Source organism: Bacillus sp. CH30_1T (assembly GCF_008364765.1).
In the GTDB taxonomy this organism is placed as follows: Bacteria; Bacillota; Bacilli; order Bacillales; family Bacillaceae_B; genus Rossellomorea.
The window spans coordinates 655,166-669,650 of sequence record NZ_VTUY01000001.1 but is presented as its reverse complement, the minus strand read 5'-3'; the positions used below and the strand labels follow the sequence as shown (position 1 = coordinate 669,650).

Here is a 14,485-nt window from a genome sequence, read left to right as displayed (position 1 = left end):
ATAGAAAGAAGTTTTTGTGAAACTACCGTATAAACCATGTGGGGGAACGATTTGTTGGGAACTGAGTGATTAGTCAGATTGTGGGTTGAGGGACGGACCTCACCTAACCATAGATCCATTCCACATACACATACAACCTCTCCTCATCTTCAACTCAGGTAGGAGAGGTTTTCTTAAAAAGGGGGCTTTTCAAGATGAAAGTACTTGTTATCGGTCGCGGTGGTCGCGAGCATGCGATATGTAAGAAGTTAGCGGAAAGTGAAAGTGTGACAGAGGTGTTCTGTGCACCCGGAAATGCAGGTATTGCAAGTGTTGCGACGAATCTTCCTTACAGTGAATCCGATGTGAATGATCTCATTGCTTTTGCCAAAAAAGAGCACATCGCTTATACCTTTGTAGGTCCTGAAACCCCATTATTGGATGGGATCGTAAATCGCTTCCAGAAAGAAGACCTGCACATATTTGGACCGACCAAAGAAGCGGCCATCATAGAAGGAAGCAAATCGTTCTCTAAAGAATTAATGAAAAAATATAATATTCCAACGGCCAAATATGAAGTGTTCACTAGGGTTGAGAAAGCAATCGAATATGTAAAAGAGGTAGGCGCTCCGATTGTGGTGAAGGCGGATGGATTGGCAGCCGGCAAGGGCGTGGTGGTTGCTGAAACGGAAACAGAAGCGATCAGCGCATTGGAGGAAATGCTTCTTGATGAAAAGTTTGGTGATGCTTCTTCTAAAGTGGTAGTAGAAGAGTGTCTGTTTGGGGAAGAGTTTTCTTTGATGGCCTTTGTACATGGTGAATCCGTTTATCCAATGGTGATTGCACAGGATCATAAGCGTGCCTTTGATGGTGATCAAGGACCGAATACTGGCGGAATGGGTGCCTATTCCCCGGTTCCACATATTTCGGACGATGTCGTACAAGAAGCGATTTCAACTGTTCTGTATCCGACGGCTCAAGCGATGGTAAAGGAAAATCGCTCGTTTACCGGCATTCTTTACGCAGGTCTGATGCTCACAAATGAAGGTCCAAAGGTCATCGAATTCAATGCGCGATTTGGCGATCCGGAAACCCAGGTCGTACTGCCGCGTTTGACTTCTGACTTTGGTCTTGTTTTGAAGAATATGATCGAAGGCAAGCCTGTGCATTTAGAATGGTCACAAGATGCTGTTCTGGGTGTTGTATTAGCGGCTGATGGCTATCCGGGCGATTATGCAAAAGGAATAGCCCTTCCTAACCTTGATGAGTCAATGGATGAAGAAACCCTTGTATACCATGCTGGAACCGAGCAGAGTGCTGAATCAGCCCTTGTTTCAAATGGTGGGAGAGTGTTACTTGTAGCTTCCTCTGCATCTTCTGTGGAAAAAGCGCAGGCTAAAGTGTATAAAGAATTAGATAAGGTAGATTGGAATGGGTTGTTCTACAGAAGAGATATCGGGAAGAAAGCTATCGAACACGTCTCTTCCTAGTTCTGCGAACATAAACAAAAGCAATGGCAATAATGCCGCCAATCAGGGAAAACAACACATAAGACATATCTGTTAAATATTCCCAAAACATAATTGAGCAACTCCTTATTCATTAATATATTAATCATGAGTGCCAGGTCTCACCCTTTTTTTGAGGGACGGACCTCGGCACTCTTGCTATTAGCGGAATATAAATCAGGTGAAAATGCCTTTAAATGGGGAAGCGGAAGGGAATTTCTGCACCCTTATATTTTTAATATTCCTAAGAAAGAGGGTCCGTCCCTTCCTTGTTGTCACCATTTAACGCTGCCTGGACTTCTTTGTTGGTGAGTTCTTCGGGATTGAAGTTGGATTCTTTTTTGGTATTGTCCAGAGGGTCTTGTTTGGGTGCGTTTGTTGGGTTGTGATCTTTGTGATCTGTTGATTTGTCGGATTTCAGCATGTCTTTAAAGTTCATTATATCCTTCGCTTTGAATCCGCCGAATCCACCGCTTCCACCATTTCCCTCTGCGCCTTTTTCAAATAGGGCTGTAACAGGGCAGTAGCGAAGAATTCCTTCCCCTACTTTCATGGCACCAATCACAGCCATCACAAGATAAGAGTCTCTCCAAGGACGTCTCGCAAGCTTTGATGTGCTCCAGGCAAGAATCGTGAAACCAACGGTGATGCGGATAAGGGCATTGATAATCCCGATGTTTGATGATACTTTCATTTGTAAACTCCTCCTTAATAGAAAATTCACATAATTGTTGTAAACCGTTAATGCGTTAAATAGTAAAATATGTTAACATAAAATGAAACTTAAACTAATACCATTCCACTAGAGGAGTGTTCACATTGGAACAGCGCTACAGATGGAAGAACAAACAACTACGAGAACATGTACAAGTACTGAACGGAGAAATATCTCCGAGCATTCTTTTAAAGAATGCAACGTACCTTCACTCGACTCTAAAGAAATGGGTGCAGGGACACATTTGGGTTTACCGTGATCGAATTGTTTATACAGGCGATCAGCTTCCGGAAAACCTTGAGAAATGCCAAATAGTGGACTGTGATTCACAGTACCTCGTTCCCGGATATATCGAACCGCATGTACATCCGTTTCAGCTTTATAATCCCCAATCTTTTTCCAAGTATGCATCCCAAACTGGTACAACGACATTCGTAAATGATAACCTGATGATGTTTTTGCAATTGGAAAAAAAGAAAGCGTTTTCTTTATTGGGAGAGTTTAATAAAATGCCCGTCACTATGTATTGGTGGACAAGATTCGATTCTCAAACGGAGATGGCGAATGAAGAGGTAACCTTTTCAAATGGAGAAGTGAAATCATGGCTGGAACATGATTCCGTGCTTCAAGGAGGAGAACTGACCGCCTGGCCGAGACTGCTCCAGGGAGATGATCTGATTCTCCACTGGATGCAGGAAGCAAAAAGAATGGGCAAGATCGTTGAAGGACATCTGCCCGGAGCATCTGACAAAACCATTGCAAAGCTTCGTTTATTGGGAATTGATGGTGATCATGAAGCCATGACTGGTGAAGACGTCTATAAGAGGCTTATTCAAGGGCTGACCGTCACATTGCGCCACTCCTCCATCCGACCGGATTTGCCGGTCCTTTTTGACGGGTTAAAAGAAAAAGGCATCGATTCATATGATTCCTTACTGTTTACAACGGATGGATCGACACCAGGCTTTTATGAACAGGGTGTATTGGATTTCATGATAAAAATGGCGATCAATAAGGGCATACCCCCAATCGAAGCATATAATATGGCTAGTTACAACGTCGCCAATTATTATCACATCCCTCACTTGCATGGGATGATCGCTACAGGCAGAGTGGCTAATATTAACTTCCTTTCGGCAATTGATGACCCAACTCCGATTTCCGTTCTCTCAAAAGGGGAGTGGGTACGCAGAGATGGCGAACAAATAGAAGATTCCACAGAAATAAACTGGGAAACAAACGGATTTAAACCATTATCCCTGAATTGGGAAGTGGGATATGATGACCTCCAGTTTTCCATGCCTTTTGGAATTGAAATGGTGAACGATGTCATTACCAAGCCTTATTCCATATCCATTAATCCATCTACGGAGGAGCTGGATCTTGATCATGATCAATCGTTCCTCATGCTTCTGGATCGAAAGGGAGAATGGAGAATCAGCACAATGATCAAAGGATTCTCAAGAGGTGTCATGGGCTTTGCTTCCTCCTATTCAAATACAGGGGACATCATTTTAATTGGTAAAAACAAGTCAGATATGATTGCTGCCTTTAAACGAATGAAGGAAATAGGAGGCGGAATTGTTTTGACAGAGAAGGGTGAAGTCCTTCACGAAATACCACTTCCATTAAGCGGCCTGCTCTCTCATAAAGAGATGCCGGACCTTATCGAGGAAGAAAAAATGCTTAAAGGGTTATTAAAAGAAAGAGGATATCGCTTTTCGGATCCCATTTATACTCTGCTATTCCTTCAGTCTACCCATCTGCCTTATATACGGATGACACAAAAGGGAATCTATGATGTAATGAAGAAAACGGTACTCTTTCCAACGATAATGCGTTAAAATAGTAAAGTATAGGGAAAAGGATTTCTAAAAAATAGGGGTGTCTAAAACATGCTGAAAAGAGCTTTGATTATTGCTTTAAGCTCGTTTACACTTGTCGCATGTAGTTCAGATAAAGAGATAAAGAAAGAATCTGATAAAGAAGAAGCTGCAACTCCAGTTGTGACAGAGGAGACAGGCGTAGAAACGGAAGAGAAAAATCAATCACCGTTAACAGGTGAGGTACAAGAGAAAAAATTCACGGCGCGAGCAGTTGCTGTCATGGTGAATAATCACCCGAAGGCGCGTCCCCAATCAGGCCTTTCAAAAGCAGACATTGTGTATGAAGTCCTGGCAGAAGGGGATGTCACTCGATTCCTGGCCATATATCAAAGCCAAAAGCCTGAAGAAATCGGTCCTGTACGAAGTGCCAGAGATTACTATGTGGAACTTGCCAAAGGATATGATAGTCTATATGTTGCTCATGGATACAGTCCCGATGCACAGGAAATGCTTACCAGCGGTTTCATTGACAATTTAAACGGCATGAAATATGATGGAACGCTGTTCAAGCGTGCAAGCTTCCGTAAGGCTCCTCATAATTCTTATATCTCCTTCGAGCATATCCAAGAGGGAGCGGAGCAGAATGACTTTGATATGGAACGTCCGCCGGAAGCATTAAACTTTAGTGATAAAGGGCCGGTAAGCGGAGAAGCATCCCAATCTGTCATGATTTCATATAACAATAATCCGCTGTTTAACGTAGTGTATGATTTCAACGAAGAAGAGGGCAAATACGAGCGTTACTCAAATGGTGAACAGACCATCGATTACGATTCCAAAGATCCTGTTTTAGTAGAAAATCTCTTTATAGTGGAAGCATCTCATAAAATAGTCGACGATGCTGGCAGACGAAACATTGATTTTGAATCAGGCGGGAATGCGTACCTGATTCAAGAAGGAAAACTCCGGGAAGTTCAATGGAGGAACGTAGATGGTAGAATTCTACCATTTGAAAATAATGAACCTGTCAGTTTACGAAAAGGATCTACGTGGATCAATATCATTCCAAGTTCTGAAGGCTTGGCGGGGGCGGTATCATATCAAGAATAGATGGAAAAAGGAGTCTTTTTATGCAAATAAATAAACTAAGAGGCAAGGAGCTAGATCAGTTATTCAACGCCGTTCTATCTCTACAAGATCTTGAAGAGTGTTATCGTTTCTTCGATGACCTTTGCACAATCAATGAAATTCAATCTCTTGCTCAGCGCCTTGAAGTAGCACGTATGCTGCAGGGTGGGAAAACATATCATAAGATTGAAACAGAAACTGGTGCAAGCACCGCAACCATTTCACGTGTGAAGCGTTGCTTAAACTACGGAAATGATGCCTACGAATTGGTGTTGGATCGTGTGCATCAGGAAGAAAAATAATAGAAGGGACCGCTATCGTCATGATGAGCGGTCTTTGTTTTTTGTGTAGGGATTTCATTGGTCTGCCCCTCGACTCATACAAACTTTAACAATAGACGAGGTGATGCGGCTCCTTCTTACAAATGATATAATACGTTAGATGGATGTATGAATGGAGGAACAAAGCATGTATGATGTCCAAAAGTGGAGCCATGTATTTAAACTAGATCCGAATAAGACAATCGATGATGGAGATTTAGAAGCTGTATGTGAATCAGGGACTGACGCCATTATTGTAGGGGGAACGGACGGTGTAACCCTTGAAAAGGTTCTTGATTTGATGGCACGGGTGAGACGATATACTGTTCCTTGTATTCTGGAGGTATCTAATTTGGAGTCGATTACTCCGGGCTTCGATTTATATTTCATTCCGATGGTGATGAACAGCTCGAACATGAATTGGGTGACAGGATTGCATCACCAGGCTGTAAAGGAATATGGGGAAATCATGAATTGGGATGAAATCCTTGTAGAAGGATATTGTATATTAAACAAAAACTGTAAGGCGGCCCAGGTTACGGAGGCAGATACAGATATTTCAAGTGAAGACGCGGCAGCATATGCCATGATGGCAGAAAGAATGTTCAACCTGCCAATCTTTTACCTGGAGTACAGTGGTACATATGGGAATGTTGAAACGGTGAAAGAGGTAAGAGATTCACTGGAAAATACAACATTATTCTATGGTGGCGGCATTAAAACCGTCCAGCAGGCGAAGGAAATGGCTGCAGTGTCAGATGTTGTCGTAGTAGGAAATGCTGTATATGACAATTTGAAAGAAGCGTTAAAAACAGTAAAAGCAGTAAAAGCAGTAAAAGCAGTGAAGGGATAAGGATTAAACTGGATGTCCGTCCCTAAGTAGGATATAATGGAATACAAATATAGAACGTACGTTCGTTATGGTGGTGTGAGAGTATGCAATTTTTGACTGATCGATTGTTGAATGGAATGAATCCTGAGCAGGCAGAAGCTGTGAAGGCGACTGAAGGGCCGTTACTGATCATGGCAGGGGCAGGCTCCGGTAAGACAAGAGTATTGACGCATCGAATTGCGTATCTGATGGTGGAAAAAGGAGTCAATCCTTATAACATTTTAGCGATTACCTTTACAAATAAAGCAGCGAGAGAGATGAAGGATCGTATTCATAACATACTTGGAGGGGCTTCTGAGAACATCTGGATCTCAACCTTCCACAGCATGTGTGTGCGAATCCTGCGACGTGATATTGATCGCATAGGGATGAACCGGAATTTTACGATCCTTGATTCTACAGATCAGCAGTCGGTGATCAAAGCGATTTTAAAAGAAAAAAATATTGATCCGAAAAAGTTTGATCCCCGCTCGCTTTTGGGATCCATCAGCTCTGCGAAGAATGAACTGACGACTCCCGAAGAATTATCGAAACAGGTAGGGGGATATTACGATCAAGTTGTCTCTGATGTGTACACAGAATATCAGAAGCGTTTACGCAAGAATCAAGCGTTGGATTTTGATGATCTCATCATGACGACGATTCAACTGTTTCAGCGTGTACCAGAAGTCCTGGAATTCTATCAAAGAAAGTTCCAATACATCCATGTAGATGAGTATCAGGATACGAACAGAGCTCAATATATGCTTGTAAAATTGTTGGCTTCCCGCTTTCAGAACTTGTGTGTAGTCGGGGATTCCGATCAATCGATTTATCGCTGGCGCGGGGCAGACATTGCCAATATCCTTTCCTTTGAAAAGGATTATCCAAGAGCAACCGTTATTTTCCTTGAACAAAACTATCGTTCAACGAAGAGGATCCTGCAGGCGGCGAATGAAGTAATCCAGAAGAACTCGAATCGTAAACCGAAAAATCTTTGGACCGAAAATCATGACGGTGAAAAGATTTCGTATTTCAGAGCGGATACTGAGCAGACCGAAGCTCAATTTGTGACTGGTAAAATCAAAGAGATGACGGAAAGCGGTAAGAGGAAATATTCCGATTTCGCCATCCTTTATCGAACAAACGCCCAGTCCCGTGTGATGGAGGAAGTTCTTTTAAAATCGAATATTGAATACTCCATCGTCGGTGGCATCAAGTTCTATGACCGTAAAGAGATCAAGGACATTTTGGCTTACCTGAGACTCATCTCCAACCCGGATGATGACATCAGCCTTATACGTGTCATTAACGTTCCGAAGCGGGGTGTAGGAGCAACCTCTATAGATAAAATTGCCCGTTATGCACAGGATCACGATATCTCCATGTTCAGAGCGTTAGAAGAGGCAGATTTTATCGGCCTAAGTCCGAAAATCACGAAAGCCGTCATTGAATTCAAAGAAATGGTGAAAGGCTATACGGCCATGCAGGAATATCTGTCCGTAACCGAGCTCGTAGAAGAAATACTGGAGAAATCCGGTTACATCGATATGTTAAAAGCAGAAAAATCGATTGAGTCTCAAAGTCGCTTGGAGAACTTGGACGAGTTCCTGTCTGTAACGAAAAGCTTCGAGCAAACAAACGATGACAAGAGTCTTGTTGCATTTTTAACGGATCTGGCACTAGTGGCGGATATCGATAAGCTTGATGAAGATGATCAGCCAAAAGACTCGGTCATTCTGATGACCCTTCATGCTGCAAAAGGTCTTGAGTTCCCTATCGTATTCCTGATGGGGATGGAGGAAGGGGTTTTCCCACACAGTCGTTCCCTCATGGAAGAAGATGAGATGGAAGAAGAACGCCGTCTGGCTTATGTGGGGATCACCCGTGCAGAAGAACAGCTCTATTTAACAAATGCTCAAATGAGAACACTCTTCGGGCAGACGAAAATGAACCCTGTGTCCCGATTCATTAATGAAATTCCAGCTGAACTGTTGGATGATGTGATGGCAGAGAAGAAGAGTGCCTTCACACCTTTCGGGAAATCAGCGGCGAAAGCACCAACACGTCCTGCCTCGCGTAAGCCTGTTTCACGACCGGTTCAAACGACAACCGGTGGTGAGTCTGTTGCATGGCAAGTAGGGGACAAAGCCCAGCATAAGAAATGGGGTACAGGGACGGTTGTTAGTGTGAAAGGATCCGGAGACAGCGTAGAGCTCGACATTGCTTTCCCGAGTCCGATGGGAATCAAGCGTCTTCTTGCCAAATTCGCTCCTATAGAAAAAGCGTAACAATCTAAAGTCGGGAGGGAAGTTCACTCCCGGCTTAAACTCAATCATTCTGAACACTTTAGCAAGAAAGGGTTGTGGAAATGGATCGACAATCAGCCGGAAAACGAATAAACGAACTACATGAATTGTTAAATCAGTATAACTATGAATATCATGTTCTTGATAAACCATCTGTTCCTGATTCTGAGTATGATCAGCTGTTGAGAGAACTCATCGAACTGGAAGATCAATTTCCTGATTTGAAAACAGCCGATTCACCTTCTCAGCGTGTAGGAGGAGCGATATTGGACGCCTTTGAAAAAGTGGAGCATCGGACGCCGATGCTCAGCTTGGGGAATGCCTTCAATGAAGAGGATTTGAGAGACTTTGATCGTCGTGTCCGTCAAGCCGTTGGAGATGACTTTTCCTATGTATGTGAGCTGAAAATTGATGGGTTGGCTGTTTCTCTTCGCTATGAAGACGGTGTCTTTGCTCAGGGGGCCACAAGGGGGGACGGATCGATAGGAGAAGATATTACATCGAACCTTAAGACCATCCGTTCCATTCCTTTGAAGATTTCTGAAAAGATTTCCTTTGAAGTTCGTGGAGAAGCCTTTATGCCTAAAGGTTCCTTCGAAGCGTTAAATAAAATCAAAGAGGAAAAAGGGGAAGAGCCTTTTGCCAACCCCCGCAATGCAGCAGCAGGTTCCCTCCGTCAGCTAGATCCTAAAATCGCAGCATCACGAAATCTTGATCTCTTCTTATATGCATTAGCGGATATTGGAGATACAGGGGTCAACTCTCACAGTGAAGGGTTAGATAAATTAGAAAGTCTCGGATTTAAAACGAATCCTGAACGGAAGCAATGTGCGACAATTGAAGAAGTCATTGATTTTGTCGGCAAATGGACCGATCAACGTCCGAATCTGTCATATGACATTGACGGTATCGTGATTAAAGTCAATTCACTGGAGCAGCAGAAACAACTCGGAACGACAGCAAAAAGTCCACGCTGGGCGATTGCTTTCAAGTTCCCTGCTGAAGAAGTGGTAACCGTATTAAGAGAGATTGAACTGAGTGTTGGCCGTACCGGCGTTGTGACACCGACGGCGATACTTGCGCCTGTACGTGTCGCTGGTACAACCGTTCAACGCGCGTCCCTTCATAATGAAGATCTTATTAGAGAAAAAGATATTAAAATCGGCGATCATGTCGTCATTAAAAAAGCCGGTGATATCATCCCTGAAGTGGTCAACGTATTAGAAGACAAGAGGACGGGTGACGAACAAGAATTTCATATGCCCACTCATTGTCCTGAATGCGAAAGTGACCTGGTCAGACTTGAAGGGGAAGTCGCTCTTCGCTGCATCAACCCTAAATGCCCTGCACAGATTCGGGAAGGTCTGATTCACTTTGTGTCCCGAAATGCCATGAACATCGATGGTCTGGGGGAGAAAGTGATCAGCCAGTTATTCAGGGAGAAGTTGATAGAAGATGTGGCAGACTTATACCGATTAGAGCGTGAGCAGCTACTTCAACTGGAGCGCATGGGTGAAAAATCCGCAGATAACCTATTGAATGCTATTCAAGACTCAAAAGACAATTCCCTGGAAAAATTGCTCTTTGGACTTGGAATCCGTCATGTTGGAGCAAAAGCAGCGAAAACATTGGCTCAAGAGTTTGGATCGATGGATAAGTTAATGAACTTGGGCAAAGAAGAGCTAACCAATGTAAACGAAATCGGCGATAAAATGGCTGATGCCATTGTGGCCTATTTTGAAAATGATGAAGTAAAAGAACTGATCCAGGAACTGAAGGATGCAGGTGTAAATCTTGAATACAAAGGACCGAAGCCGGTAGCTGCAAGTGAAGTCGACTCTTATTTTGCAGGAAAAACCATTGTATTAACCGGGAAAATTGAACGATTAAGCAGAAATGAGGCAAAAGAAAAAATAGAAATGCTCGGTGGAAAAATTACAGGCAGTGTCAGTAAGAAAACCGATCTTGTCATCGCCGGGGAAGAAGCAGGATCAAAGCTTACCAAAGCCAATGAGTTGAACATCGAAGTATGGGATGAGGACAAGCTGATGGAAGAACTTAACCGATAAGAGGTGTAACAAGTAATGAAAAAAGGGATTTCGGTCGCTCTCTCCGTACTATTGTTACTAGGGGGCTGTGCTCCGACATTTGAAAAGCAGGATCAGGTCGTTCAGGAAAATCAAGATAGCGAAGCAAAAAAAGCGATCATTCCAAGCTTCCAGATATCCAAGGAATACTATAAGACGATGCTTCCGTATGAAACGAGTAAAACCCGTGGAGTCGTCGTCAATGATTTAGGATCAAGATACGATATCAATGAAATCGAAACGGGCTTGCTGAGGGTAGCCCAAAATCGTTTCTCAACGGATGAATATTTCTTCAAAGAAGGCCAATTCCTCACAAAGAAAACAGTTGATAGCTGGCTTCAAAGAAAATATACAAGTGAACAGCTGAAAGAAAAAGGACTTCAAGAATCTGAGAATATGGGGCTTAACCCTGTCCAGACACAAGATAAGAACGCACCCATTTACTTAGCCCATGTGATTGAACATAATTACTTAATGAAAAAAGAAGACAATAAGGTTCATCTGGGTGGAGTAGCAATCGCGCTGTCGTTAAATTCTGTTCAGTACGAAACCAATCTCTCATCTGGAACAAGAACAGTAAAAAACATTAGCAATGAAGTCTTAAAGGAACAAGGAGCGAGAATTGCCGACGAAGTCCTCAATCGTCTTCGTCAGAAAAAAGAACTTCAAAACGTTCCGATCACGATCTCACTTTATAAACAGGCTCCAAAAGAACAGGTCGTCCCTGGTCATTTCTTCGCCTACACAACCGTTGAAGCAAACGAAAGCAGCATCCAAAACTGGGAAGGAATTAATGAAGAATTTTACTTATTCCCTTCTCCGGAAGCCCAGGAAAATCATCCAAACGATTACAAAGTATTTAACGAACTGAAAACAGATATCGAAAAATACTTTCCTGTTTACACGGGTCTGACGGGACAAGCACTTTACCAAAACCAGAAACTGTCCAATATGAAATTCGAGGTAGCCCTGTCCTTCCAAGGAAAAGCTGAAACCATCGGATTTGCCCAGCATCTTTCCGGCATGATCAGCAAGCAGACGCCGGACACCTGGGACGTGGAACTCCTCGTGTCATCGTCCTATGGACCAGAAGCTCTGATCGTGAAGAAGCCTGGCAGTAAAGAAACGTATTTGCACATTTATGAATAGAAGAGGAGAAGGACTAATCTTATAGGTTAGTTCTTTTTTTATTGAGGGATAGGACTATAGAGGTTCCCGGAAATTAGTCGATTCCTTTAGAACGGTCGATATCCTGAAAGTTCGGTTTATAAAATGAAAATTAGGTTGATAAAATTTTTTAAAGGTTAATAAATTTGACCCTCCCATCATCATGTATTCAAGATATTTTCAAAAAATGAAACCGAACGTGACGGATATACGTAATCCATATGTAGATAAAAAATAAGGAAAGGGGGGAAAGAATGATGGAAATCATCGCACTTATTATAGCTGGAGGGGCCTTCTCAATCGCTATGATCCTTCTTGAACAAAACAAAAAATTAGAAAAGAGAGTGAAGAAATTAGAGAACAAAATGTAATGGGTAAAAAGCTTGGGGGATCTCAGGCTTTTTGTTTGGTTATTACAGAGAAATGCATAATCTGCATCCGCGACAATTAACTGGTTTCAAGAAGCCATTCGGGAAATTTTCTATTCCCCACCGCTCTCTTCATGTATATGAACGTATTATTAGTTGCAAAATAAAGGTGCTAACGTTAGTGAAAAACTGTAATAGCAACAGATTTGTGAACAAAAAGAAACTTAATTTTATAAATTTTTATGAATAGATATTGCTAAAAAAGCGTTTTTTTTATAATATATGCACTTTTTATGAATATTTATTCATTCAAGTAAAAGAATTCGGAAAATTCAGTCTCTTAAGAGTGTGAATGTATGTTAGTATTAATAACGTTGTGAACTTGTTACGGAACGTCGCTTCGCAGAATAAACTTTTTCAAACATTATTGAGTGAATAAGTTTACAACCCGTATGCATGGGGTAAAGAACTGTTGGACTTGCAAATCGAAAGGTCTTTTGGCACGGTTCTAAAGTTAGATTAAGCACCTAACGAAAAGCAATACAAAATTTATTGGAAGGAGAATGCTAACTACACAATGGATATAGCTACTTTAGTCACCTTTATCGTATATTTAGTTGGAATGCTCGCAATCGGTATTATTTCTTACAAATTAACAAGTAATTTATCGGATTACGTTCTTGGAGGACGTAGTTTAGGACCGGGGGTAGCAGCTTTAAGTGCTGGTGCTTCAGATATGAGTTCATGGTTATTACTGGGACTGCCTGGCCTTGCTTATGCAATTGGTTTAGGTTCGATCTGGTTAAGTATTGGGTTAGTAATTGGTGCTTATTTAAACTGGAGATTCGTCGCTTCAAGACTACGCGCTTACACGGAGGTAGCAAACGATTCTATTACGGTTCCGGACTTTTTTGAAAATCGTTTTAGAGATGGTTCCCGTCTCCTTCGTGTCATTTCAGCAGTGATCATCTTGGTATTCTTTACCTTCTACACATCTTCAGGTCTTGTAGGCGGAGCGCTATTATTCCAGGAAACGTTCGGAATGTCTTACAATCAATCACTTTGGATTGGTGCTGCAGTAATCATTTCTTACACTTTCCTTGGAGGATTCTTAGCAGTAAGTTGGACTGACTTCGTACAAGGTATTCTAATGTTCCTTGCGTTAGTCATTACACCAATCGTTGCGATCGCAGAGTTGGGTGGTTGGAATGCTACAGTTGATGCTGTTCGTTCTGTAGACCCGGCGAATCTGGACACAATGAACACGATGACGGTTATGGGAGTTGTCTCACTCCTTGCCTGGGGACTTGGTTACTTCGGTCAGCCACATATCATCACCCGTTTTATGGCACTTAAATCCACCAAAGATGTACCAAAGGCACGCTGGATTGGTATGAGCTGGATGACAATATCAATGATTGGTGCTGTACTGGTAGGTTTCGCCGGTATCGCCTATTTCGCTGATATGCCGTTGATCACAGGTGATGTTGATAATTCTGAGAAAGTATTTATCTTCTTTACAGATGTCTTATTTAACCCATGGGTATCCGGTATTCTGTTAGCGGCGATTCTATCTGCTATCATGAGTACAATTGATTCCCAATTACTCGTTTCTTCCAGTGCATTAGCGGAGGATTTCTATAAAGCGATCATCCGTAAGAATGCTTCTGACAACGAACTTGTATGGGTAGGTCGTATCGGAGTGCTTCTAATCGCATTCATCGCGATCATGCTTGCCATTCAAGGTAACCCTGCCAATGGCGGCGGTACGAAGATTCTAGATCTGGTAAGTTACGCTTGGGGTGGATTCGGTGCCGCATTCGGACCAATCATCCTATTGTCTCTATACTGGAAAGGTATGACACGAAACGGTGCTTTAGCTGGTATGATCACTGGTGCAGTAACAGTCGTCGTTTGGAAACAGCTGACTGCAGCTGGAGTTATTCCATTCGAACTGTATGAAATTGTTCCAGGATTCTTCCTTGCTATGCTGGCAATCGTAATCTTCAGTAAGGTTGGACCACAACCAAGTGCTGAAATCCAAGCTGAATTCGATGAAGCTGTTGCCAAAGACATCGTAAAATAATTACAATATCGATAAGAGGTCCGTCCCTCGTCACTTAAAAGTGGCTGAGGGACGGACCTCTTTTTTTGTTGTGCTTAATCTTTCTTTTATTATTAGAGGGAAATTTGTGATACATGTCCTC

Annotated in this window: 11 protein-coding genes; 9 read left to right on the top strand and 2 right to left on the bottom strand. The window is 42.4% G+C overall.

Annotation, left to right across the window (positions count from 1 at the left end):
- The first annotated feature begins 194 nt into the window (after positions 1-194).
- Complete coding sequence (purD, locus tag F0342_RS03070) at positions 195-1,469, top strand: phosphoribosylamine--glycine ligase (RefSeq protein ID WP_149154559.1); 1,275 nt, start codon at positions 195-197, stop codon at positions 1,467-1,469.
- Here the strand turns inward: purD and F0342_RS25680 are convergent.
- Together F0342_RS25680 and F0342_RS25615 are read right to left on the bottom strand one after the other, a co-directional pair.
- Positions 1,447-1,536: an EYxxD motif small membrane protein gene (locus tag F0342_RS25680; RefSeq protein WP_348774862.1), complete on the bottom strand. Its 90-nt coding sequence runs from the start codon at positions 1,534-1,536 to the stop codon at positions 1,447-1,449. The two genes, purD and F0342_RS25680, sit on opposite strands and share 23 nt — an antisense overlap.
- A 195-nt stretch (positions 1,537-1,731) precedes the next feature.
- Positions 1,732-2,181, bottom strand: a complete 450-nt coding sequence (locus tag F0342_RS25615) for a YgaP family membrane protein (RefSeq protein ID WP_149154558.1) — start codon at positions 2,179-2,181, stop codon at positions 1,732-1,734.
- Between the two features lie 125 nt (positions 2,182-2,306).
- Here F0342_RS25615 and F0342_RS03060 point away from each other — a divergent pair, with 125 nt between their 5' ends.
- The 8 genes from F0342_RS03060 (at position 2,307) to putP (ending at position 14,364) form a co-directional block, all read left to right on the top strand.
- The gene (locus tag F0342_RS03060) at positions 2,307-4,046 is read left to right on the top strand and encodes an adenine deaminase C-terminal domain-containing protein (RefSeq protein WP_149154557.1); all 1,740 of its coding nucleotides are present in this window, start codon (positions 2,307-2,309) and stop codon (positions 4,044-4,046) included.
- Positions 4,047-4,097: 51 nt separating this feature from the next.
- Complete coding sequence (locus F0342_RS03055; RefSeq protein WP_149154556.1) at positions 4,098-5,138, top strand: DUF3048 domain-containing protein; 1,041 nt, start codon at positions 4,098-4,100, stop codon at positions 5,136-5,138.
- 20 nt (positions 5,139-5,158) lie between these two features.
- Positions 5,159-5,458, top strand: coding sequence for a YerC/YecD family TrpR-related protein (locus F0342_RS03050; protein WP_149154555.1), 300 nt, complete (start codon positions 5,159-5,161; stop codon positions 5,456-5,458).
- A 166-nt stretch (positions 5,459-5,624) separates the two neighbouring features.
- On the top strand, positions 5,625-6,329 hold the full coding sequence (gene pcrB / locus F0342_RS03045; RefSeq protein WP_149154554.1) for a heptaprenylglyceryl phosphate synthase: 705 nt from the start codon (positions 5,625-5,627) through the stop codon (positions 6,327-6,329).
- An 83-nt stretch (positions 6,330-6,412) separates the two neighbouring features.
- Positions 6,413-8,638 (top strand): DNA helicase PcrA, encoded by a 2,226-nt coding sequence (pcrA, locus tag F0342_RS03040; protein ID WP_149154553.1) that lies wholly within the window; start codon positions 6,413-6,415, stop codon positions 8,636-8,638.
- A gap of 80 nt (positions 8,639-8,718) precedes the next feature.
- Positions 8,719-10,725: an NAD-dependent DNA ligase LigA gene (gene ligA / locus F0342_RS03035; protein ID WP_149154552.1), complete on the top strand. Its 2,007-nt coding sequence runs from the start codon at positions 8,719-8,721 to the stop codon at positions 10,723-10,725.
- A 15-nt stretch (positions 10,726-10,740) separates the two neighbouring features.
- Positions 10,741-11,892: a CamS family sex pheromone protein gene (locus F0342_RS03030; RefSeq protein WP_149154551.1), complete on the top strand. Its 1,152-nt coding sequence runs from the start codon at positions 10,741-10,743 to the stop codon at positions 11,890-11,892.
- A gap of 963 nt (positions 11,893-12,855) precedes the next feature.
- Positions 12,856-14,364 carry a sodium/proline symporter PutP gene (gene putP, locus F0342_RS03025; protein ID WP_149154550.1) on the top strand — a complete coding sequence of 503 codons (1,509 nt, stop codon included), beginning with the start codon at positions 12,856-12,858 and terminating at the stop codon, positions 14,362-14,364.
- Positions 14,365-14,485 lie beyond the last annotated feature (121 nt).

What these genes read in the sequence shown, in the direction of transcription:
- F0342_RS25680 (WP_348774862.1), bottom strand. Translation starts at nt 1,536, where the DNA reads ATGTCTTATGTGTTGTTTTCCCTGATTGGCGGCATTATTGCCATTGCT.
- purD (WP_149154559.1), top strand. Translation starts at nt 195, where the DNA reads ATGAAAGTACTTGTTATCGGTCGCGGTGGTCGCGAGCATGCGATATGT.
- ligA (WP_149154552.1), top strand. Translation starts at nt 8,719, where the DNA reads ATGGATCGACAATCAGCCGGAAAACGAATAAACGAACTACATGAATTG.
- putP (WP_149154550.1), top strand. Translation starts at nt 12,856, where the DNA reads ATGGATATAGCTACTTTAGTCACCTTTATCGTATATTTAGTTGGAATG.
- F0342_RS03050 (WP_149154555.1), top strand. Translation starts at nt 5,159, where the DNA reads ATGCAAATAAATAAACTAAGAGGCAAGGAGCTAGATCAGTTATTCAAC.
- pcrB (WP_149154554.1), top strand. Translation starts at nt 5,625, where the DNA reads ATGTATGATGTCCAAAAGTGGAGCCATGTATTTAAACTAGATCCGAAT.
- F0342_RS03030 (WP_149154551.1), top strand. Translation starts at nt 10,741, where the DNA reads ATGAAAAAAGGGATTTCGGTCGCTCTCTCCGTACTATTGTTACTAGGG.
- pcrA (WP_149154553.1), top strand. Translation starts at nt 6,413, where the DNA reads ATGCAATTTTTGACTGATCGATTGTTGAATGGAATGAATCCTGAGCAG.
- F0342_RS03055 (WP_149154556.1), top strand. Translation starts at nt 4,098, where the DNA reads ATGCTGAAAAGAGCTTTGATTATTGCTTTAAGCTCGTTTACACTTGTC.
- F0342_RS25615 (WP_149154558.1), bottom strand. Translation starts at nt 2,181, where the DNA reads ATGAAAGTATCATCAAACATCGGGATTATCAATGCCCTTATCCGCATC.